The 22129-nt window shown below is 64.0% G+C and carries 21 protein-coding genes and 1 pseudogene; 13 read left to right on the top strand and 9 right to left on the bottom strand.

The features are described 5' to 3' along the window. Positions 1-29 precede the first annotated feature (29 nt). The 4 genes from X760_RS49220 to X760_RS49205 all read right to left on the bottom strand — a co-directional run bounded on the left by X760_RS49220 (position 30) and on the right by X760_RS49205 (position 5121). Positions 30-1124 carry a tetratricopeptide repeat protein gene (locus X760_RS49220; protein ID WP_023718115.1) on the bottom strand — a complete coding sequence of 365 codons (1095 nt, stop codon included), beginning with the start codon at positions 1122-1124 and terminating at the stop codon, positions 30-32. Next, positions 1121-2035: a Ku protein gene (locus X760_RS49215; protein WP_023718114.1), complete on the bottom strand. Its 915-nt coding sequence runs from the start codon at positions 2033-2035 to the stop codon at positions 1121-1123. Before X760_RS49215 ends, X760_RS49220 begins: the two co-directional genes overlap by 4 nt. 219 nt (positions 2036-2254) lie before the next feature. Next, on the bottom strand, positions 2255-4741 hold the full coding sequence (gene ligD, locus X760_RS49210; protein ID WP_023718113.1) for a DNA ligase D: 2487 nt from the start codon (positions 4739-4741) through the stop codon (positions 2255-2257). Positions 4742-4896: 155 nt separating this feature from the next. After that, a complete protein-coding gene (locus tag X760_RS49205) occupies positions 4897-5121 on the bottom strand; it encodes a hypothetical protein (protein WP_023718112.1) in 225 nt (74 codons plus the stop codon). Between the two features lie 185 nt (positions 5122-5306). Between X760_RS49205 and X760_RS49200 the strand changes: the two genes are divergently transcribed. The 6 genes from X760_RS49200 to X760_RS49175 all read left to right on the top strand — a co-directional run bounded on the left by X760_RS49200 (position 5307) and on the right by X760_RS49175 (position 11564). Further along, a complete protein-coding gene (locus X760_RS49200; protein ID WP_023718111.1) occupies positions 5307-6314 on the top strand; it encodes an aldo/keto reductase in 1008 nt (335 codons plus the stop codon). Positions 6315-6543: 229 nt separating this feature from the next. After that, the gene (locus X760_RS49195; protein WP_023718110.1) at positions 6544-7494 is read left to right on the top strand and encodes a substrate-binding domain-containing protein; all 951 of its coding nucleotides are present in this window, start codon (positions 6544-6546) and stop codon (positions 7492-7494) included. Between the two features lie 223 nt (positions 7495-7717). Continuing rightward, positions 7718-9301 carry a sugar ABC transporter ATP-binding protein gene (locus X760_RS49190; protein ID WP_023718109.1) on the top strand — a complete coding sequence of 528 codons (1584 nt, stop codon included), beginning with the start codon at positions 7718-7720 and terminating at the stop codon, positions 9299-9301. Next, positions 9298-10314 carry an ABC transporter permease gene (locus X760_RS49185; protein WP_023718108.1) on the top strand — a complete coding sequence of 339 codons (1017 nt, stop codon included), beginning with the start codon at positions 9298-9300 and terminating at the stop codon, positions 10312-10314. The genes X760_RS49190 and X760_RS49185 overlap by 4 nt, the downstream gene beginning before the upstream one ends. A 293-nt stretch (positions 10315-10607) precedes the next feature. After that, positions 10608-10976 (top strand): endonuclease domain-containing protein, encoded by a 369-nt coding sequence (locus X760_RS49180; protein WP_023718107.1) that lies wholly within the window; start codon positions 10608-10610, stop codon positions 10974-10976. A 108-nt stretch (positions 10977-11084) separates the two neighbouring features. Next, complete coding sequence (locus tag X760_RS49175) at positions 11085-11564, top strand: GNAT family N-acetyltransferase (RefSeq protein ID WP_023718106.1); 480 nt, start codon at positions 11085-11087, stop codon at positions 11562-11564. Between the two features lie 67 nt (positions 11565-11631). Here X760_RS49175 and X760_RS49170 read toward each other — a convergent pair whose 3' ends face one another. The 3 genes from X760_RS49170 to X760_RS49160 all read right to left on the bottom strand — a co-directional run bounded on the left by X760_RS49170 (position 11632) and on the right by X760_RS49160 (position 13952). Then, a complete protein-coding gene (locus tag X760_RS49170; protein ID WP_023718105.1) occupies positions 11632-11844 on the bottom strand; it encodes a hypothetical protein in 213 nt (70 codons plus the stop codon). Positions 11845-11946: 102 nt separating this feature from the next. Continuing rightward, positions 11947-13578 (bottom strand): chaperonin GroEL, encoded by a 1632-nt coding sequence (gene groL, locus X760_RS49165; protein WP_023718104.1) that lies wholly within the window; start codon positions 13576-13578, stop codon positions 11947-11949. Between the two features lie 59 nt (positions 13579-13637). Continuing rightward, positions 13638-13952, bottom strand: coding sequence for a co-chaperone GroES (locus X760_RS49160; protein ID WP_023718103.1), 315 nt, complete (start codon positions 13950-13952; stop codon positions 13638-13640). A 288-nt stretch (positions 13953-14240) separates the two neighbouring features. Between X760_RS49160 and X760_RS49155 the strand changes: the two genes are divergently transcribed. After that, a complete protein-coding gene (locus X760_RS49155; protein ID WP_023718102.1) occupies positions 14241-14510 on the top strand; it encodes an usg protein in 270 nt (89 codons plus the stop codon). 355 nt (positions 14511-14865) lie between these two features. Beyond that, a complete protein-coding gene (locus X760_RS0137415) occupies positions 14866-15384 on the top strand; it encodes a DUF1579 family protein (protein ID WP_023718101.1) in 519 nt (172 codons plus the stop codon). Positions 15385-15575: 191 nt separating this feature from the next. Here the strand turns inward: X760_RS0137415 and X760_RS49150 are convergent, their stop codons facing one another. Together X760_RS49150 and X760_RS49145 are read right to left on the bottom strand one after the other, a co-directional pair. Beyond that, positions 15576-15845, bottom strand: coding sequence for a DUF982 domain-containing protein (locus tag X760_RS49150; RefSeq protein WP_023718100.1), 270 nt, complete (start codon positions 15843-15845; stop codon positions 15576-15578). A gap of 137 nt (positions 15846-15982) precedes the next feature. Further along, a complete protein-coding gene (locus X760_RS49145) occupies positions 15983-16195 on the bottom strand; it encodes a hypothetical protein (RefSeq protein WP_245278542.1) in 213 nt (70 codons plus the stop codon). 341 nt (positions 16196-16536) lie between these two features. Here X760_RS49145 and X760_RS49140 point away from each other — a divergent pair, with 341 nt between their 5' ends. From X760_RS49140 to X760_RS49125, 5 genes and pseudogenes are all read left to right on the top strand, one after another. Further along, on the top strand, positions 16537-17013 hold the full coding sequence (locus X760_RS49140; RefSeq protein ID WP_023718098.1) for an Hsp20 family protein: 477 nt from the start codon (positions 16537-16539) through the stop codon (positions 17011-17013). 29 nt (positions 17014-17042) lie between these two features. After that, positions 17043-17513: pseudogene (locus tag X760_RS0137410) on the top strand (Hsp20/alpha crystallin family protein); the annotation flags it as partial. 928 nt (positions 17514-18441) lie between these two features. Beyond that, entirely contained in the window at positions 18442-19044 is a 603-nt protein-coding gene (locus X760_RS49135) for a CDP-alcohol phosphatidyltransferase family protein (protein ID WP_023718096.1), read from the top strand. A 26-nt stretch (positions 19045-19070) separates the two neighbouring features. Next, positions 19071-20858, top strand: coding sequence for a bifunctional alpha/beta hydrolase/class I SAM-dependent methyltransferase (locus X760_RS49130; RefSeq protein WP_023718095.1), 1788 nt, complete (start codon positions 19071-19073; stop codon positions 20856-20858). A 2-nt stretch (positions 20859-20860) separates the two neighbouring features. Beyond that, positions 20861-22129, top strand: a 1269-nt coding sequence (locus X760_RS49125) for a phosphatase PAP2/dual specificity phosphatase family protein (protein ID WP_023718094.1), incomplete at its 3' end; no start/stop codon positions are given.

Genomic DNA, 22129 nt, shown 5'->3' with positions numbered 1-22129 from the left:
GGGGTGTTCAAGCGCGACCAAATGAAGCCCTAACCCGCCGACATCCGCGCCAGCTGCAAATCGACGAACTGGATACCCTTGGCCGCCATACGTGCCCATTCGGAATCCGCGTCGAGTTCGAGGTAGCGCGCCCAGTTCCGCCGCGCTTCGGCTAGATTGCCGGCGTCGAACTCCAGCCTCGCAAGGTTGAACACGGCATCGGCGTACTTCGCATCTAGCGAAATCGCCTTCAGCAGATGCCGCCGAGCCGACGCCACCCGCCCCTCTTCGCTCATCAGCCCGGCCAGATTGAACCATGCCTCGACGAACACCGGGTCGCACTTGATGGCGCGGGCATAGTCGTGCGCCGCCTCGGCCGCGTGGCCGGAGGCGCGCAGGCAGTTGGCGCGGTTGAAGGCGGCGATGGCATCGCTCGGGTCGATGGCTAGGCAGCGCTGGTAGAGTGCCGCGGCCTGCTCGTGGTCTTCAGCCTCTTCCGCCGCCTCGGCATCGGCGAACAGCTCTTCCAGCGTGTCGTCATCCTGCGTTCCCAGATCGAACAGCAGCTGGCCGTTGACTTCGCTCTGGCCGCCCTCGAGATAGATCGCGTCGGCCCGCCCGTGCTGCGAGCCGACATTGAGCGATTTGGCGGTGAGCGAGGCGATCGGGCCGGAGCGATGCACCGACCGCACGATCGCCCCCCATGAGGCGCCGCCGGCGACCAGCCCGGCATATTTGCGGGCGAGGATCAGGTCGCGGAAGGAATACGGTTCGCAATCATGCTCGAAGGCGTCGAACAGCGACAAAAGGTCGAGATCGGCGCCGGTCAGCCGCGACTGATCGATCAGCGACTGCCGCGACAGCATCGAGGCTTCCGGTGCCTTCATCAACCCGAGCAGCCGCAGGAAGCCGTTCTCGCTGACCAGCCTGCGCCCGGCTGCACGTTCCGCAGCGACGCGGCGCTCGATCTCGATGTCGCCGGCCCTGGCGAGCAACATGCGGCCCAACACGACATGCGTGGTACGCCGAGTGACGCCGCGCCGCAACTGGCCGTGCTGGCGCGCGACCTCGCGCGCCGCCAGCCTGAGCGGAAAGGCCGCCAGCGCGCCGACGATGCCGAAGACCGTGCCGGCAAGAGCCGTCACGCCTTGCTCTTGCCGACGGCTTTGAGAAGGTTCGCCTTGAGCGGGTTTTCCTTGGCCGCGCCAGCGCCGGCCTTGGCGGATTTCGCCGCAGGCTTGGCTGTTTCATCGGCCTTGCTCTTCGACTTGGCCGGTGGCTTGGCCGACTGCGACAGGCTCGCCTTCAGCGCATCCATGAGATTGATGACGTTGCCGCGCTCAGGTGCCGCCGCGATGATAGGCTTGTGGCCCTTGAGCTTCTCGCGGATCATCGTCATCAACGCGATCTCGTAGCGGTCCTCGTAATTCTTCGGGTCGAAGGTGGTTTCCTTCTGCTTGATCAGCGCTTCGGCTAATTGCAGCATTTCCGGATCGGGGTTTCCGGCCGGGATATTGCCGAAATATTCAGCCGTGCCACGCACTTCGTTCGGATTCCTCAAGGTGCAGACGAACATGCCGTTCTCGCGCGCGCCGATCGTCACCACGCGCTCGCGGCTGGACAGCACGAGGCGGGCGATCGCCAGCTTGCCGGATTTGCGCATCGCTTCGCGCAACACGGCAAAGGTCTCCTCGGCCATTGCGCCATCCGGCGCCAGGTAATAGGGCGCGTCCTGGTAGATGACGTCGACCGAACGCTCGTCGACAAAGGCCTCGATGTTCATCGTATGGTTGGATTCGATGCGCACCGCGTCGAGATCGGTATCGTCGATGATGATGTATTGCTTGTCCTCGTATTCGTAGCCCTTGACCAGGTCCGAACGCTCGACCAACCCGAGTTCAGGGTCGACCGGCTTCATGTTGATGCGGTTGTGCGTCTTCTTGTGCAGCTGGTTGAAGCTGATGCGCTCGCTGGCACTGGTCGCCGGATAGAGCCGGACCGGACAGCTGACCAGACTGAGCTTGAGGTAACCTTTCCAACTTGCCCTGGGCGCCATGAAATACTCCTACGCGGCCTTGTGCTGTCGAACTGTTCGCAGCGCTGTTTCGTCCGGAGGACGAATGCGGCTGCCGAAATCCTACATTGCCCCTTACAATACCGGCAAATCCCTAGCGAAATCTTCCTCCGCTGGGAGCCGCCTGCAGGCAAGAGGTCCGTGGCGAAGAATAATTCAAATTTTCCGGAGCGTCGATGGAGTCTGGCCGCGCTCGCAGAACTACGTCGCGGTGCCTATCGCCGGCAAATCCCTGGCGAAATCTTCCATGTCGGCCCAAGGGTCGCCTGACGTCGCCAGAAGGCCCGGCAGCGAGGAATAATTCAGATCCTGTGGAGCATCGATGGATTCCAGATCGCTCCAGCTGACCGGCGTCGAGGCCGGCAAATTGGTGCGGGCGCGCAGTGAATAGGGAGCCGCCGAGGTGTGGCCGCGCGCATTGCGGTGAAAATCGATGAAGATGCGCCGCTTGCGGTTGTCCTTGCCCATGGTGGTGGTGAAAGTGTCGGGCGCGGTGGCGGCAAGATGCGTGGAGATGGCGCTGGTCGCCTGGTGCAGTTTCTTCCAGTTCTGCTTTTGCGTCACCGGCACGGTGATGTGGATGCCGTGCCCCCCGGAGGTCTTGGCGAACGGCACCAGCCCTAGCGCTTCCAGCTCGCCCTTAATGTGCACCGCCGCCTCAACCACCTCGCGCCAGGCGATCCCTTCGCCCGGGTCGAGGTCGAAAACGATCAGGTCCGGCTTGTCGAGCCGCGTGCGATGGGTGCCCCAGGTGTGGAACTCGACGACGCCGAACTGCGCCAGAGCCAGATAGCCCTTGGCGTCTTCCACCGAGAGATAGGATTTGGTCTCGCCCTCCGAATTCGTCGCCTCGAAGGTCGCCACCGAGGACGGCATGCCGGTGAAGGCGTGGCGCTGGAAGAAACAGTCCTGCGGCTTGCCGGTCGGGCAGCGCACCAGCGAGACCGGCCGGCCGAGAATGTGCGGCAGCATGAAATCGCCGACCAGCGCGTAATAGACGGCGATATCGAGCTTGGTCGGGCCGGTCTTGCCGAACAGCCGCCGCGTCGGGTTGGTCACCCAGATTGTGGCGAGGTCGGCCTCGGCGATCAGCCGCTTGCGCTTGGCCGAAACCGGCGTCGACAGGCCGACGTCACGCAGGCCGCGGAACACGGCATGGCGCAGCGCATTGTCGGTGGTCCGGTTGGCGTAATGGATATGCGCCGAAAGCAGCGGCCGCACCCAGTTCATCTCGCGCATGATCTCGCGCGGAACGCCCTCGGGCGCGGATGCACCGGCCCGCAACGGCTCCAGCCGCGCCAGCAATTCGCCTGCGGTCGCGGCATCGAAGCCGGTGCCGACCTTGCCGCGATAGTGCAGCTCGCCGTCTTCGAATTCGCCGAGGCCAAGTGCAGCGAGTCCCTCGGCCGCGTCGGAGACGGTGTAGCCAGCGATGACAAAGTCGCCGGTCTGGAGCGCCTTGGTCTTGGTCCAGGTTTTGGTGCGGCCGCTCTGGTAGATCGCCGTGGCGCGTTTCGACACCACACCCTCCAGCCCCATCTCGGATGCCTGGTCATAGAGCGCCTGGCCGTCGCCTTCGACATGATCGCTGAGCTGGATGGCGGAGTTGGCGCCGAGACCGGACAGAAGTTGCGAAAGCAGCGCCTTGCGCCGCCGAAGCGGCGCTTTTGTCAGGTCCCAGCCGTCGAGATAGACGAGGTCGAAAGCGTAGAAGTGGAGCTTGTTGCCGGCGCCTTCGGCCAGCGCGTCCTGCAGAAGGGCAAAGCGGCTGATGCCCTTGGCGTCGAGCGCGACGACCTCGCCGTCGATGATCGCCTCCCGGCACGGCGGCCTGGCGAAGGCAAGCGGCAGGTCGCCATAGCGCTTCGTCCAGTCGAGGCCGGCGCGGGTGATCAGCCTGACCGCACCGTCGGCCAGGTGCGCCATGGTGCGGTAGCCGTCGAACTTGATCTCGTGCAGCCATTCCACCCCAGTATCCTCACCGTCCGGCGGCTTGGCCACGGAGGTCGCCAGCTGCGGCTCGATCCGGGAAGGCGGGGGCGCCTTGACGGCGCCCGGCAAAGCGCCGGGTTTCAGCACCACCGGCTTGGCAGGTTTGGCGGCAGGCTTCGGCGGTGCCACCAGTTCCTCGATACGACGGCCGGATTTGACGCTTTCCGGCCGGGCTTCCAGTATGTCGAGCGTGGCATCGGCGGCGAGATCGCGCTCCTTGAACAGCAGCCAGTTCTTCTTGCCCTCATCCTCGCCGGGCTTCGGTTTCAGCCGCGTCAGCATCCAGCCGCCATTGAGCTTCTCGCCGGCGAGCCGGAACTTGAAGGAGCCGGTGCGCAGGCTCTTTTCGACATCGTCCATCGGCGCCCAGACGCCGGTGTCCCAGACGATCATCGGTCCGCCGCCATATTCACCTTCGGGAATGACGCCCTCGAAATCGATATATTCGAGCGGATGGTCCTCGGTCTCGACCGCCAGCCTTTTGTCGGCCGGGTTCAGCGACGGGCCGCGCGGCACCGCCCAGCTCTTCAGCACGTCGCCGACCTGCAGGCGCAAATCATAGTGATCGGCGGTGGCGTGGTGCTTGTGGACGACGAAGCGGTTGCCTTCACCGGCAGCCAGGCCACCGGCCGGTTCCGGCGTCCTCGTGAACTCGCGCTTGGCGCGATAGGCCTTGAGCTTCGAAGGAGCTGGCATGGACTAGGCGTAGGTGGTGGGCAAAAGCAACGAGCGCAGCATCAAAATCCCATCGCAGCGGCACTCCAATGTCACGGCATGGATCCCAGGGTCTCCGCGACGTCGCTTCGCTCCTGCTCCGCCCTGGGATGACGAAGGATGGGAGGTCACGCCGCTCAATCGTCGGTGGCCGGCGTCAATTCGAGCTCGGCCGGCGACAGGCCCTGCTGCAGCTGGCTGAGCCGGAATTCGTCGACCCAATAGGCCTCGCCGTCGACCAGCACCCGCGCACTGTAGCCACCGGCGGAAAAACGCTGCGCGGTGATGTAGACCTTGTGGCGGTCGAGCGCCTTGCGCACCGCGGCGCGCTTGGATTTCTGGCTGGTGACGGAACTGGCCATGCTGGTTACTCACGCACAAAGCCGCAAGGCGGCATGCCTAAGGATGGCCGAGAGCGGGTCGGCTGTCAATTTGGCGGCCGCTGCGAGCCCTCGCGCGGTGGCGTCTCTCGCTCTGTGGAAACCGAGCCGGCGCGCTATATTGAACGTGGCGGCTTGGAACGCGATGCTGACCTGGAGAACTTCACATGACGTTGACGACACGCAAACTCGGCGGCCAGGGGCTGCAGGTTTCCATGATCGGCCTCGGCTGCATGGGCATGAGCCAGTCCTACGGCCCGGCCGACGAGGCGGAATCGACCGCCACGCTGCACCGCGCCATCGAACTCGGCTGCACCTTCCTCGACACTGCGGAAGTCTATGGGCCGCACGCTAACGAGGAACTGCTCGGCCGCGCGCTGCAGGGCCGGCGCGATGAGGTGACGATCGCGACGAAATTCGGCTTTCGCATCGAAAACGGCAAGCAAGTCGGCACCGAGCGCGACAGCCGGCCGGAGCATATCCGCGAGGCTGTCGAAGGTTCGCTGAGGAGGCTAGCCAGCGACCACGTCGACCTCCTCTATCAGCACCGCGTCGATCCGGCGGTACCGATCGAGGAGGTGGCGGGTGCTGTCGGCGAGCTGATTGCTCAGGGCAAGGTCCGCTTCTTCGGCCTCTCGGAGGCCGGCGCCGCCAATATCCGCCGGGCGCATGCCGTGCATCCGGTGTCGGCAGTGCAGAGCGAATACTCGCTGTGGGAGCGCAATCTCGAGCCGGAAATCATTCCCCTGCTGAAGGAGCTCGGCATCGGCCTGGTGCCGTTCTCGCCGCTCGGCCGCGGTTTTCTCACCGGCGATGTCAGGCGCGCCGAAGACTATCCAGAGGGCGATTACCGGCGCGGCGATCCGCGCTACCAGGGCGCCAACTATGACGCCAACATGCAGGCGGCAGCCACGGTACTCGACATCGCCGCGGCCAAGCGCGTCAAGCCAGGCCAGATCGCGCTGGCCTGGCTGCTCCACAAGGGGAGCGACTTCGGCATCGACATCGTGCCGATCCCCGGCACCAAGCGCAGAAAATATCTCGAGGAGAACGTCGCCGCGGCTTCGATCAGGCTCGACGCCGCCGAGATGCAGGTGCTCGACGACGCGCTGGCGCCGGGCAAGGTCGCCGGTCCGCGCTACGGCGAGCGCACCATGGTGATGATCGATCGGTAGGTCTTGCCTTCTCCCGTTCTTGCGCAAAGCTCCGGCCTTGGCTAGCATCCGCCGGCAGGCACCGAGCGGAGGAGAACGTCGCGGTGGACCGGCTGGAGCGCCGTTGCGTCCCTTCAAACACGAGTTGGGCGCTCGAAGGACACTCCATTTTTGAATCGACGCAAGGAACCTTCCGGAAAACCCATTCCGGTTTCGGGGTCGTGCGCTCATCTGGGAGGAGACTAAATTGATCAACAGACGTGAATTCCTGCTGTCGACCGCGGCGATGGGCGCCTTGGCGCTGGCCGCTCCGCAATTGGCTTTCGCCCAGGACAAGCTGACCATCCTCGGTTCGGTGCCGAGCCTCGGCTTTCCGTTCTTCGTGCACATGCTGAACCAGATCAAGGCTGAGGCGCAGGCGCAAGGCGTCAACCTGGTCGAGAGCGACGGCCAGAATTCGGCGCCCAAGCAGACCGCCGACATCGAGGCGGCACTGGTGCAAAAGGTCAACGCCATCGTCATCTCGCCGCTCGACGTCAACGCGCTGGCCCCAGCCATCGAGGAAGCGGTGAAGGCCGGCGTTCCCGTCGTCACTATCGACCGCCGCGTCGAGGGCGTCGAAGGCATCCTCGCCCATGTCGGCGCCGACAATGTCAAGGGCGGCGAGGCCGAAGCACAGGCCATGGTGGCGGCGTTCCCGAACGGCGCCAAGATCTTCCATCTGCAGGGCCAGCCCGGTGCCGGCCCGGCGATCGACCGCAACAAGGGTGTGCACAACGTCCTTGATCCCATGAAGGACAAGTACCAGATCATCTTCGAGCAGACCGCCAACTTCGCCCGCGCCGAGGCGCTGTCCGTCACCGAGGCCGGCCTTGCCGCCAACGGCAAGCCCGACGCGATCATCTGCGCCAATGACGACATGGCGCTTGGCGCGGTTGAAGCCTGCGCGGCGCGCAACTTCACCGACGTCAAGATCTACGGCTTCGACGCGCTTCCCGAAGCGTTGGTCGCTGTGCGCGACGGCAAGCTGGCCGGCACGGTCGAGCAATTCCCCGGCGAGCAGTCGCGCACCGCCGTGCAGATCGCGGTCGCCTACGCCAGGGACAAGACCGAGCCGAAGGAAAAGCTGGTGCTTTTGACGCCGATCGTCATCGGCAAGGACAATCTCGACAAGGCGGAGAGGCTGGGCGAGACGAAGTAGGCGAAGCCGGCGGGACAGCACCCCCCTCTGGCCTGCCGGCCATCTCCCCCTTCAAGGGGGAGATTGGATGTTACCCGGGCTTTCGCTAATTTTCGATCTTGCAGAAGAAGCGAGGCCAACGAGGCTGCCAATCTCCCCACTTGAGGGGGAGATGGCCGGCAGGACAGAGGGGGGGTGCTGTCCCGCCAGCCTTGCGTACAACCGAATGATCGAGGAGCAAACTTTGCCCAAGGCAGCCGCTATTGTGCCCTCCCCCGCCCTGCTCACCGTCGAGGGCGTGACCAAGCGCTTTGCCGGCGTCACCGCGCTGAACGACGTTTCGCTCGAAGTCCGCCCCGGCGAGATACTCGGCCTGCTCGGCGAGAACGGCGCCGGCAAATCGACGCTGCTCAAGATCCTGTCCGGCGTGATGCCGCCGTCCAGCGGTCGCATCGTCTTCGACGGCGTCGAATTCAATCCGCACAATCCGCAGGATGCGAAACGCCACGGCATCGTTACCATCTACCAGGAACTGAGCCTGATCCCGACGCTGACCGTGGCGGAGAATATTTTCATCGGCCGCGCACCGCTCGGCCGGTTCGGGCTGGTCAGTTGGCGGCGAATGGAGGAAGATTCCCGCGCGATCATCGCTCGTGTCGGCCTCGATCTCGACCCGGCGACGCCGGTTTCCGCACTGTCGGTGGCCGAACAGCAGCTGGTCGAGATCGCCCGCGCGCTATCGCTGAAGAGCCGCTTGATCATCATGGACGAGCCGACCTCGGCGCTGACCGAAACCGAAGTGCAGAAGCTGATGGCGATTATGGGCCGGCTGCGCAAAGACGGCGTCGCCATCATGTTCGTCACCCACCGGCTGGAGGAGGCATCGGCAATCTGCGACCGTATGACGGTGCTGCGCGACGGCAGGCTGGCCGGCCATCTCGACCGCGAAGGTGGGCCGATCAAACTGCCGAAGATCATCGAGAAGATGGTCGGCCGCGCCGCTTCCGAGCTCTATGCGAGGCCGACGCAGCGCGATGTCGCCGGCGACGTCCGGCTCTCGGTGCGCGGCCTGCGCACGGTGCGCGATCCGCAGGCGCCGCACGCCATCGTGCTCGAAGGCGTCGATCTCGACCTCAAGGCGGGCGAAATCCTCGGCGTCGCCGGGCTCGTCGGTTCCGGCCGCACCGAGCTCGCCCGCGCCATCTTCGGCGCCGACCGCATTGCCGCCGGCACCATCAGGCTCGATGGCAGGCCGATCGCGCCGGCCTCACCCGCCGATGCCATCGAGCTCGGCATCGGCCTGGTGCCGGAAGACCGCAAGCACCAGGCGATCTTCGCCGCACTCGCCATCCTCACCAATTTCTCGATCGCCGCGCTCGACCGCTACTCCAATGTCGGTTTCATGGCCGAGCGGCGCGAGCGAGAAGCGCTGGCGAACTACAGGAAGATGCTGTCGATCCGCATGGCCTCGCCCGAGCAGGCGATCGAGGGACTGTCCGGTGGCAATCAGCAGAAGGTCATCCTTGCCCGCTGGCTGGCACGCGATCCCAAGGTGCTGATCGTCGATGAACCGACGCGCGGCGTCGACGTCGGCGCCAAGGCGGAGGTTCATCAGATCCTGGTAGAGCTCGCCGCGCGCGGCATCGCCATCATGATGATCTCGTCCGAGCTGCCCGAAGTGCTTGCCGTGTCGGACAGGATCGTCACCATGCGGCGCGGGCGCATCACCGGCGAGATGCCTGGCATCGAGGCGACCGAGGAGAAACTGATGGAACTGATGGCGCTCGACCAGAAGCAGGAAGCCCAGAATCAGGAAGCAACGCAATGACCAGCACGACCGAACGGAGCCAGCGCGGCGGCGTCAATCTTGCGCGCCTGCTGATGAGCTTCGGCCCGCTGATGTTCCTGGCGGTGCTGATCGTCGTCTTCACCGTGCTGAAGCCGAGCTTCATCGACCCGATCAACCTGTTCAACATCATGCGCCAGATCTCGATCACCGGCCTGATCGCGCTAGGCATGACCTTCGTTATCCTCACCGCCGGCATCGACCTGTCGGTCGGCTCGCTGCTCGCCTTCTGCGGCATGGTCGCGGCGGTGGTGGCCAAGGGCGGCACCGCCAACACGCTGTCGCTGTCGACAACGGGCACGCTGGGCTATGGCTGGTTCGCCGCCCTTCTCGCCGCCGTCGTCGTCGGCGCCGTGGCCGGCGGTGTCCAGGGCTTTGCCATCACCAGGCTGAAAGTACCGCCCTTCGTCGTCACGCTCGGCGGCCTCACCGTGTTTCGCGGCCTAACGCTGACGATCTCCAATGGCGGCCCGATCTCCGGCTTCGACGCCTCGATGCGCTGGTTCGGTACCGGCCTGATCGGCCCGGTGCCGGTGCCGGCGATCATCTTCGCGATTGCCGCAATCCTGTGCCACATCGTGCTGCGCTACACGCGCTACGGTCGCGCCGTCTACGCCGTCGGCGGCAATGCCGAGGCCGCGCGGCTCTCCGGCCTGCGCGTCGACCGCATCCTGATCTCGGTCTACATCATCGTCGGCTTCTTCGCCGGCCTTGCCGCCTTCGTTTTGTCGGCGCGGCTCAACTCCTCCGAAGCCGTCGCCGGCATCGGCTACGAGCTGACGGTGATCTCGGCGGTCGTCATCGGCGGCACCTCGCTGTTCGGCGGCATCGGCAGCGTCGGCGGCACGGTGGTCGGTGCAGGGCTGATCGGCGTCCTGCAGAACGGGCTGCAATTCAACAACGTCTCGTCATACACGCAAAGCATCGTCATCGGCCTGATCCTCATCCTCGCCGTCGCGTTCGACCGCTGGCTGAAATCGCGGGTAAGGCGGTGATGGCGGGGGCGACGATTTTCGCTGCAAGGCAGCAAGAGGTTGGCGAAAGCGCTGGCAACAGCCAATCTCCCCCCTTGCGGGGGAGATGTCCGGCAGGACAGAGGGGGGTGGGAAGGATCGCCAACGTCTCAATGTAAGCCGCTTCCAAGCCCATTCCAGCAGGAGGATTAGACTGCAAATGGCTGACAAGCTGGCGGGACAGCACCCCCTCTGCCCTGCCGGGCATCTCCCCCGCAAGGGGGGAGATCGGCCGTCACCCATGACTTCGCCAATCACGAAGACAGGAGCGCCTAGTGGGGCACGATCTCGTTCCGTCACGCCAGCGCAAGAATGCAAAATCCATGCGTCGCGCGATGACCGACGCCGAGCTGAAACTGTGGAATGAGCTTCGCGCGCATCGGCTCATGGATTTGAGCTTTCGCCGGCAGGTGCCGATTGGACCCTACATTGTGGATTTTGCCTGCCCGACGCACGGCCTCATCGTCGAGGTCGATGGCAGCCAGCACGCCGACGTTGAGCACACCGAGCGGGATAGGATACGCAGCGCCTATTTGGAGAGCAGCGGCTGGACTATCCTGCGCTTCTGGAACGACGACGTCATTCGCGATATCGACAATGTCTGCCAGCACATAGTCATGACGGCCGGCGCGGATGTGCGCTGAACTCGGCCGTGCAGGATCGGCGGGACAGCACCTCTCTGTCCTGCCGAACATCTCCGCTCAAAAGGGGCAGGTTTCTGAGGCGAGGTGCCAATGACCCAAATAAGAACCATGACCGAACAGGACGTGCCCTCGGTATCGCGGCTGCTGGGCCAATCCTGGCGCCACACCTATTCGCCAATCCTGGGTGCCGAGACCACGGCACGGCTGTCGGATGAGAAGCACGCGCCGGAGCGGCTGGTGACCGAGCTCGGGGACGACAGCAAGATGTGGTTCGTAGCCGAGCGGGCGGACGGCTCGCTCGCCGGCTACGCGATGGCCGCGATGGGCAACAAGGGCGATGTCATGCTCGAGCGGCTCCATATCGACAAAAGCGAGTACGGCACCGGGCTGGCGGCCGATCTTTTGCACGCGGTTCTTGCAGCGCATGCGGGGATTCCCAGCATCGCGCTGGAGGTGATCGAGGGCAACGACCGGGCAATCGCCTTTTATCGCAAGCACGGTTTCGAAGTGGTCGAGCGCCGGCCGGCTGCACACGGGGTGGGCGGCCACGCCTCGCTGATTATGCGCCGGTTGCTACCGATGGCTTAGAGCGCTGTCGGCGAAGCTGCCAATTTCCCCACTAGAGCAGGCAATCGCGCATCCGCGCCGCGATCATTTACGCTCCTTCCTTGCCGGCTCCCACGCGTTGAGCCGACAGAAACATCAGCGTGTAGGCAGCCTTGCGGCGGTCCCAGCCGGCCGACTCGGCCATATCCAGCAGGCCGTCGACCAAAGGCGCCAGCGCCGCCCTGCAATCGGTTTCATAGTTGAAATCGTTCTTCGGGCGGGTCGGCGCCGCGATCTTCCCAAAACTGTCCGTCATATCCATGGCAACACCTGCTCAGCATTCGACCCGAACCGGCAAGCCCGTGCCCGCGTTGGCGGACACGGCCCATCTGCCGTTTCGAAATCTCGCTTTGAAAGCCTGATCTTAGAAGTCCATGCCGCCACCGCCGGGCATCGGAGGCATGGGCGTTTCCTTCTTCGGCTTCTCGGCCACCATCGCCTCGGTCGTCACCAGCAGTCCGGCAACAGAGGCGGCACCCTGCAGCGCAGTGCGAACGACCTTGGCCGGATCGATGACGCCCTGCCCGTACAGGTCGCCGAACTCGTTGGTCTGGGCGTTCCAGCCATAGCCGAAGTCGGTCGTCTCGCGCAGCTTGCCGACGATGATCGAACCTTCCGCACCGGCGTTCTCGGCGATCTGGCGCACCGGCGCTTCGATGGCGCGACGCACGATGTCGACACCGGTCTTCTGATCGGGATTGTCGACGACAACGTTATCGAGCGCCTTCGCCGCCCTCAGCAGCGCCACGCCGCCGCCGGGCAGGATACCCTCCTCGACCGCCGCGCGTGTGGCATGCATGGCGTCGTCGACGCGATCCTTGCGCTCCTTGACCTCGATCTCGGTCGAGCCTCCGACGCGGATGACGGCGACACCGCCAGCGAGCTTGGCCAACCGCTCCTGCAGCTTCTCGCGGTCGTAGTCGGAGGTGGTTTCCTCGATCTGCGCCTTGATCTGGCTGATGCGCGCCTGGATTTCATCCTTGCGGCCGGCACCGTCGACGATGGTGGTGTTCTCCTTCTCGATCAGCACCTTCTTGGCGCGGCCGAGCATCTCCAGTGTGACGTTCTCGAGCTTGATGCCGAGGTCTTCCGAGATCGCCGTGCCGCCGGTCAGGATGGCGATGTCTTCGAGCATGGCCTTGCGGCGGTCACCGAAGCCCGGCGCCTTGACGGCCGCAACCTTCAGGCCGCCGCGCAATTTGTTGACGACCAGCGTCGCCAGCGCCTCGCCTTCGACGTCCTCGGCGATGATCAACAGCGGCTTGCCGGATTGCACGGCGGCTTCGAGCACAGGAAGCATGGCCTGCAGGTTGGACAGCTTCTTCTCGTGGATCAGCACATAGGGTTCTTCGAGTTCGACGCGCATCTTATCCTGGTTGGTGATGAAATAGGGCGAGAGGTAGCCACGGTCGAACTGCATGCCTTCGACCACTTCCAACTCAGTCTCAGCGGTCTTGGCTTCCTCGACAGTGATGACACCCTCATTGCCAACCCTTTCCATCGCCTCTGCGAGGAAGCGGCCGATCTCGGCATCGCCATTGGCAGAGATGGCGGCGACCTGGGCGATCTCGTCGTTCCTGGTCACCTTGCGGGCATTGGATTTCAGGTCGGCGACGACGGCGTCGACCGCCTTGTCGATGCCGCGCTTCAAATCCATCGGGTTCATGCCGGCAGCGACCGCCTTGGCCCCTTCCCTGACGATGGCCTGAGCAAGAATCGTCGCGGTCGTGGTGCCATCGCCTGCGGTGTCGCTGGTCTTCGAGGCGACCTCGCGCACCATCTGCGCGCCCATGTTCTCGAACTTGTCCTCGAGCTCGATTTCTTTGGCGACAGTCACGCCGTCCTTGGTGATGCGCGGCGCGCCGAACGACTTATCGAAGACGACATTGCGGCCCTTTGGACCGAGCGTTACCTTCACCGCATTGGCGAGAATATCGACGCCGCGCAGCATTTTCTCGCGGGCTTCGGTATGAAATTTCACATCTTTGGCAGCCATTGGATCACTCCTTCGAATAGGCAGCTTTTCGTTGACTGGAATGCTTGTTCAGGCCCCCCTCAGGCAGCCCTCTTCATCTCGCCGGCGCCCTCGATAACGCCCAGCACGTCGCTCTCTTTCATGATGAGCAGATCCTCGCCATTGAGCTTGATCTCGGTGCCGGACCATTTGCCAAACAGGATGCGGTCGCCGACCTTGACATCGAGCGGCTGCAATTGGCCGCTGTCGTCGCGCGCACCGGGGCCGGCGGCAATGACCTCGCCCTCCTGCGGCTTCTCCTTGGCAGTGTCGGGGATGATGATGCCGCCGGCGGTCTTCTCGTCGACCTCGATACGGCGGACCAGGATACGGTCGTGCAATGGACGGAACGTCATGTCGTTCTCCTCTCGGGACAAACAGATTTTCGAAGATCCTCCTGACCGGACCGGCAATATCGGCCCGGCACGGGGTGCGCGACCCCTTCATCAGGCATCGCGTGCATACGAACTAGTCGCGCTTTTTTCTGCTTTCAAGAGGGTCACGCAAAAATTTTAGCACTCGACCAATGAGAGTGCCAATGTGCTGTAATTGCTTGCACATTCGTCGCTCTCCCGACGCGACTGGAACCTATGTGGAACAAGAGGCGTTTTCGCGGACGGAGATTTCAACGGAAGGAAGATTGCATGACCAGCAGGGACTTTCAGCTCCAGATGCAAGGGTTTGGCCTCACCACGGCGGAGATCCATTACCGCCTACCCGATCATCGAAGCCTGCTGCAGCTCTATATCTGGCAGGAATACGATATCGCCCCTGATTTCCCGACGCTGAAGCATTTCCTTGATTTCTGGGAGCGCGAGATCGAAGGCCCGTTGCATTCGGTGCGCGTCGCCCATCATCACCTGATCCAGCCCTCCGAATGGCGGGCCGTAAACGGCATCATCACCGTCCACTGAAGAGCAAGCCGATCAGCCGCTAGTGGTCAGAATCTGACACTTGGTATCCGGTTGGGCGGTCGGTTCAGGGGTTCAAGGCGGTTAGCAAATCCTGTGTGGAGCGCGGAGCAACGCGACTTCGCGACGGAGTGGCGGAGCTAACCGAAGCGGATCGTGTCCGGAACGGGTCTTCGGCTTACGCGTTGCAACATGGAGGCGACGGCGGGCGTGCCTCACGACGCGCGGTTGGGTCCCATCCACTTGTTGCCGCGATTGGACATGCGAAGCGCGCCGAAGTCATCGCAGAAACGCCCATACATTCGTCATGTCCGCGGCGATGGCAGTGCTGGCACGACGTCGATCCAAAGGAAAGTAGATGAGTGCGTTCTCTCTTTCATCGGACGGGAAACTTGCGATAACGGCGAGCCAGACGTCGTCCAAAAATGACTTCGACTATTTGGTGGGCAACTGGAACATCAGGAACCGTACGTTGAAGGAACCGCTGGCCGGCAGCGACGAGTGGGAGGAATTCGACGCGACCCAAGAGTTCCGCCAAATCCTGGTGGGTTTGGGCAACTTCGACATTTTTCGTACGGAGTTGGGAGGAAAGCCGTTCGAGGGCCTCACCGTGCGATTGTTCGATCCAAAGACGCGTCTCTGGACGATCTACTGGGCCGACAGCAACGCGGGCAAACTCGACGACGGAAAGGTGGGCTCGTTCAATGGCGACGAAGGCGAATTCTTCGGCCGTGAGGTTGTGGCCGGCAAGGACGTTATCGCAAAATTCCACTGGGATAAGCGCAACCCGCAAACCCCGATTTACAGCCGTGCGTTCTCCGCTGATGCAGGCAGAACGTGGGAATGGAATTGGTACTCGAACTTTTCACGACGGTGACTAACTGAGTTGGCCCAAGCAAAATCCCGCTCCTTCGCGTGTAGCCAAGGGAAATCCCGAGCCGGACTCTTATGTCAGTGGGTACAAGTCAGGTGGGTACCACTAGACAGCGGACAAAGTCTCCGGAGTGGGGGAAAGGCAGCTGCCTCTCCCCACTTGTTTTGGATCTCACAATATCGGAGGGGTCCGGACTAGCCGGCGTGGTCGACAGGCTTGCGGGCCGATGCGAGCAACCCGGCCTTGCGCGCCGCCCTGGCGAAGGCCTTGCGCGCATCACGCGCGGTGTGCCAACCGTCGAGCGCGTCCCGGCAGGTCCGATAGGCAGCGCGCCAACTCCGGCCGCGTGCACGGTCCGGCCACTGCTGGCGCATGCATTCGATGGCCTCCCAACTGCTGGCGACCTTGCGCTCGCTGGATTGGAATTTCAACGTGATCGGCTCGGCAAAGCGGACGTCGTCCATCACTTCCTCCGTGTCTTGTGATCGTCTTCTTGTTTGAGCAGCAACGTCAAGCTGGCGGGCACCGGCGGTCGGCCGGCGCCGCTGAAGGACATGGTTCGTCTCTCTGCGCGGTTCAAGAGCATCGCGGAAATGGCCGGTTATTCCTCCTCGTCCGGCCCTTGCAGCAGTTCGATCAGCATCGCTACTCTTGCCGTCGGCAGCGGTCGGCCCTCGTTCACCAGCGCCTCGTCGGCGGCGATCCAGGCCAGGGCCTCACGCAATTCTTGGACCGTCCCGTCTGTCGCCGCAATGTCGGCGATAACGGCGTCGTCGACCGGGCCCACCACAGAAATGATCTCGTCGCGTGTCATGGTCAGCTCCATCTGCGATTGCCGGGAACGGAGCCCCGGCAACAGAGGAATCTGGGTCTTGACCTGCGGCAGACAATAACCCGCCGGGGAACTCGGCGTTGGCGATTGAAGCCAGCTGGCAAACAGGCAATCTCCTGCCGGACATCTCGCCGCAAATAGGGAGATTGGCAGCCTCGCCGAACCGACCGAAAAACCGGCAACGCGAAAGCCGCCGGGTCTTGACTTGCGGCGGACAATAACCAGATCGATGGCACCGGTCGCCGAAATGGGGCCGGCGAAACCAGGGAGCGCCAGCTCTTTGGCGCTCCTCGTATCTATGTTGCTCGATGGAGGATGTAGCTATGAGAACCGCATTCGACTTTTCCCCGCTCTATCGGTCGAGCATCGGCTTCGACCGCGTCTTCAACCTGCTGGAAAATGCCCCGCAGGCTTTCGACGCGTGGCCGCCCTATGACATCGCGCGCAGCGGCGAGAACAACTACCGCGTCACCATCGCCGTCGCTGGCTTTTCCGAGGACGACCTCGAAATCACCCATGAACCCAACCTCCTGATTGTCTCCGGCCAGCACAAGGAGCCGGATAACGCGGAGTATCTGCATCATGGCCTCGCCGCACGGCCCTTTACCCGCCGTTTCGAGCTTGCTGATCACGTCAAGGTCGCGGGCGCCACGCTCGACAACGGCCTGCTCAGCATCGATCTGGTACGTGAGGTGCCCGAGGAGATGAAGCCTCGGCGCATCGCCATCGCGACCGATGTCGCCTCGCCGAAGACCGGGCCGAAGGTCGCGCAAGACGAAGCAAACAAGCAGGCTGCCTGAATGCACCAGTCGAGAAAGGAGACTATGCAATGGCTATTCGTGATCTCATTCCCTGGGGCCGGGAGAACAATCAGGCCCCCAGCCTGTTCCGCGACGGCGATCGCGATCCCTTCCTGACGCTGCATCGCGAGATGAACCGCTTGTTCGACGAGGCGTTCCGCGGCTTCGACACGCGGCTGCCGTCGCTCGGTGGCTTCTCCGCTGCCCGCGCCAGCTGGCCCAGTGTCGAAATCTCCGATGGCGAAAAGGAGATCCGCGTCACCGCCGAGATCCCCGGCATGGACGAGAAGGACATCGAGCTGCTGCTCGATGACGGCGTACTGACGCTGCGCGGCGAGAAGCGTGAAGAGACCGAGGACAAGGACAGGCAGTTCTCCGAACGCTTCTATGGCCGTTTCGAGCGGCGTATCCCGCTCGGCTACGAAGTCGACGAAGGCAAGGTGAACGCCGCCTTCCGGAACGGAGTGCTCAGCGTGACGCTGCCGAAGACGGAGCGCGCCTTGCCGCCAAGGGCGCCGGCAAGGAAGGGCAGATCAAGATCATCGNCGACGGCAACGGCAAGTCCTGATGGCTCACATCAGGACGACGACCCTCCCTTCTGCCCTGCCGGTTCCGTCGGGCAGAGGGGGCAACTGTCGATGACCCGTTCTCCCGACGCTCCGGTTCCGCCTGACCAGGCGCAGCAAGCCCTGCAGTGCCTGACGACCGAGCATTTCGTGCTGCAAAATGCTCGCGCCGCGACCATTCAGGAAGCGAACCAGCGAGCCGATCTGTTCCTGACCTCGGTCTCGAGCGCAACCATTGCCTTGTCCTTCGTCGCGCAGGTCACGGAGATGGGCAGGCCGTTCGTGCTGTTCAGCCTGATCTTGCTGCCTTGCCTTTTCTTCATCGGCCTGGTCACCTTCGTGCGCGCGGTGCAGGTTGCCATCGAGGACATGGTGCATGCCCGCGGCATGGCCAGGATCCGCCACTATTTCGTCGAGCTGACGCCCGTCCTGCAAAGATACCTTGTCAATTCCACCCATGACGATCCCTCGGCGGTGCTGGTCGACAAGGGCCTCAGGCCCTCACCGCTGCAATATTTCATGACCACCGCGGGGATGGTGGGCACGATCAATGGCGCCATCGCCGGCGTCTTCACCGGCATCGTTGTAAAGTCCGCGTTTGGCGGGGGCATGACGCTCGGCGTGATTTGCGGGCTGCTGGTCTTCGCCGCATGCATTCTCATCCTGCGGCGTTACCACAGTCGCGCCTGGGCGGCGGCCGAACAAAGCTTGCCCGCACTGTTCCCGGGCGACAATGTCAACAGCGAAAGCTAGCGCCGACACATCCGGATGTCGAAAAGTGGCAGGGCGACGCCCTTGCGTCTTGCGCGCCAATTGACCATCCTCGCCAACATTATTTGCACCGCGGCCGGGGGGTTCGCATATGCCGACGCTTTATGCGCTGAAACCGGCCTTTCAGGCCAGGTTGCGGCCGCTTGCCGACGGACTGGCCAGGGCCGGCGTCACCGCCAACCAGATCACGCTGCTGGCCGCTGCCCTCTCGCTCTTCACCGGCCTTGTGGTGGCAGCCCTTGCCGGCCACCGCATGGTCTTTCTGCTGATGCCGCTCGTGCTGTTTACGCGAATGGCGCTGAATGCCATCGACGGCATGCTGGCAAGGGAACATGGCCAGGCCTCGAAGCTCGGCATGTATCTCAACGAGCTCTGCGATGTTGTCTCCGATCTCGCTTTGATCCTGGCCTTTGCCGTCATTTTTCCTGCCTGGGGCGTCGTTGCATTCGCTATCGCGGCGGTGATTGCGGAATTCGCCGGCGTGCTCGGCATCGCGGCCGGAGCGGGGCGCAACTATGCCGGCCCCTTCGGCAAAAGCGATCGGGCGCTGGCGCTTGGCATCCTCGCGGTGCTTATCGCGTCCGGCCTGTGGGTCCCGGCGCTCACGCCGCTCGTGTTTCCGGCCATGGCTACACTCTCGCTGGTGACCGCCATCAACCGGATACGCGGCGGCCTTAACGGGAACGGCAGCTGAATTCCGGTCTCGCCAGGGAGAACAACATGCTTCACCAACAGACGGTTGCCGCCGTGGCTCCAGCCAACGTCGAGCGGGTGGCGCAGGAGCGCAGCTTCAAGAGCCATGACGGCACCGAGATCTTTTATCGCTATTGGCCGGCGCTGTCGGAACATCGCAAGGGTGCCATCCTGCTGTTCCATCGCGGCCACGAGCATGGCGGCCGCATGGCGCATCTGGTCGACGAGCTCCAGATGCCCGACCACGCCTTCTATGCCTGGGACGCGCGTGGCAATGGCCGCTCCGCCGGCGAGCGCGGCTATGCGCCGTCGTTTGCCGCGCTGGTGCGCGACATCGATTGCTTCGTGCGCGAGATCGGCAGTGACGGCTTTGCCCGGCGCGATATAGCGTTGATCGCGCAATCCTTCGGCGCCGTGCTTGCCGCCGCCTGGGTGCACGACTATGCGCCTGACATTCGCGCCCTGGTGCTGGCCTCGCCGGCCTTCTCGGTCAAGCTCTACGTGCCCTTCGCCAAGCAAGGCATTGCGTTGTGGCAGAAGCTGAAGGGCCGTTTCTTCGTCAATTCCTACGTCAAGGCGAAATTCCTGACGCATGATCCCGAGCGCATCGCCTCCTTCGACGCCGACCCACTGATCACCCGGCCGATCGCCTCCAACATCCTGGTCGAACTCTACGACCACGCAGCGCGCATCGTCGCCGATGCCCGCGCCATCACCGTGCCGACACAGCTTCTGATCTCCGGCAGCGACTGGGTGGTGCGGCATGGACCGCAGCACGAGTTTTTCGTCAATCTGGCGAGCCCGGCCAAGGAGCGGCATGTGCTGCCCGGCTTCTTCCACGACACTTTGGGCGAGCGCGACCGCCACAAGGCACTCGACCTGATCAGGCCTTTCCTCGAAAAGCAGTTCGCGGCGCCGGAAAAGCCGCTCGACCTGACCGGGGCCGACCGCGCCGGCTACACACGCGACGAGGCCGACCGGCTGGCCTCGCCGCTGCCGCTACTGTCACCCAAAGGTCTCTACTGGGCAACGAGCCGCGCCTCGATCCGCATGGGCGCATGGCTGTCGTCCGGCATGAAGACCGGGATTGCCACCGGCTTCGATTCCGGCTCGACGCTCGACTATGTCTACGAGAACGATGCGCGGGGCATCGGCCCCGGCGGCCGCATGATCGACCGCACCTTTCTCGATGCTATTGGCTGGCGCGGCATCCGCCAGCGCAAGCTGCATCTGGAAGAGCTGATCGGCAGTGCCGCTGAGACGCTGAAGGCCGCCGGCCGGCCGGTCCATATCGTCGATATCGCCGCCGGCCATGGCCGCTACGTGCTCGATGCTGTGCAGAAATGCGCCGAGCCGCCGGCCAGCGTGCGGCTGCAGGATTTCTCCGAGCTCAACATCTCGCTCGGCCGCAAGCTGATCGCCGAGCGCAAGCTGCCGGCGAGCGTCTCGTTCCATCAAGGTGACGCCTTCGACGCCACGATGCTGGCCGGCCTCGACCCGGCGCCGGATCTCGCCATCGTCTCGGGGCTCTACGAATTGTTTTCCGACAATGCCATGATCGCCCGCTCGCTCGGTGGACTGGCCGGCGCCATGCAGCCCGGAAGCCTGCTCGTCTACACCAACCAGCCCTGGCATCCGCAGCTCGAGATGATCGCGCGCAGCCTGACCTCGCATCGCGGCGGCCAGGCCTGGGTGATGCGTCGGCGCACGCAGGCCGAGATGGACCAGCTGGTGGCGGGCGCCGGATTCGAGAAGCTCGACCAGCGCATCGACCAGTGGGGCATCTTCACCGTTTCGATCGCCCGGCGCGTCTGAGCATGGACTTGCCTGCCTCTGCCTTGCCTCGCGATGCCCCTGCCCTTCCGGCCTTGCCGCGCGAGCCGTATCCCGGGATAGTCCTGCGCGCCGCGCTGTGGCTGGCATTTCTGGCGCCGTTCTTCTACTCCACCTACGGCTTCGCCAACTGGCTGGCGTCGCGGCGCGACGATGTCGGCAGCATCGTCTTCGGCTGGGAGCATGGCATCCCGTTCCTTGCCTGGACGATCGTGCCCTACTGGTCGATCAATCTATTCTACGGCCTGTCGCTGCTGTTGAACAATTCGAAGAACGGCGTCGACCGCCTCGCCGGCCGCTATCTGACGGCGCAGATCATCGCCGTCGCCTGCTTTATCCTGTTCCCGCTGACGGCGACCTTCGTGCGTCCGCAGACAAGCGGCCTGCCCGGTTTCATGTTCGCCGTGCTCGGCGGCTTCGACAAGCCCTTCAACCAGGCGCCGTCGCTGCACATCGCACTACTGGTCATCATCTGGGACCATTGGCGTCACAGGTTGACCGGCATCGCCGGCGCCGCCTGGCATGTCTGGTGTTTCCTGATCGGCGCCTCGGTGCTGACGACGTGGCAGCACCATTTCATCGACATTCCGACCGGCGCGCTGCTCGGCCTTTTCGCTCTGTGGCTGTTTCCGCGCGACGGCGAGCTGCCGTTCGCCGGCTTCCGTATGAGCGTTGACCCGAAAGCGCGGCGGCTGGCGCTGTTCTATGCGCTCGGCGCAAGCCTTGCGCTGGCCAGTGCCGCTGCCGGCGCGTTGGTCTCGGCGCTGTGGCTCATCCTGTTGTGGCCGGCACTGGCGCTGGCCATCGTCGCTTTCGCCTATGCCGGCGCCGGCGCCAAAGTGTTCCAGAAAACAGCTGATGGCCGCGTGTCGCTGGCCAGCCGTCTCCTGCTTTGGCCCTACCGCCTTGTTGCCAGGGTCAATGTGTGGGCGTGGACGCGAAAGCTTCCAGCGCAGATCGTCATCGCCGACGGTGTTTGCCTCGGCCGTTTTCCGACTGCCGCCGAGGCCGACGCCTTCGGCACGGTGGTCGATCTTGCCGGCGAATTGGAAAGGCCGCGTGGCGCCTCGATCCGCTGGGTGAGCCTGCCCATGGTCGACCTTTTGCCGCCGTCTCGCGAGGCGCGTGCGCAAGCGGTGGCGGCGATCGAGACGGCGCGGGGCCAGGGCACGGTGCTGGTCTGCTGTGCGCTTGGCTTCCAGCGCAGCGCCGCCGTCGTCGCCGAATGGCTGGTCGCCAGCGGCCGGGCCGAC

Origin of the sequence: Mesorhizobium sp. LSHC420B00 (assembly GCF_000503055.1) — a bacterium.
Lineage (GTDB): Bacteria > Pseudomonadota > Alphaproteobacteria > Rhizobiales > Rhizobiaceae > Mesorhizobium.
This window is presented reverse-complemented; position numbering and strand designations above follow the sequence as displayed.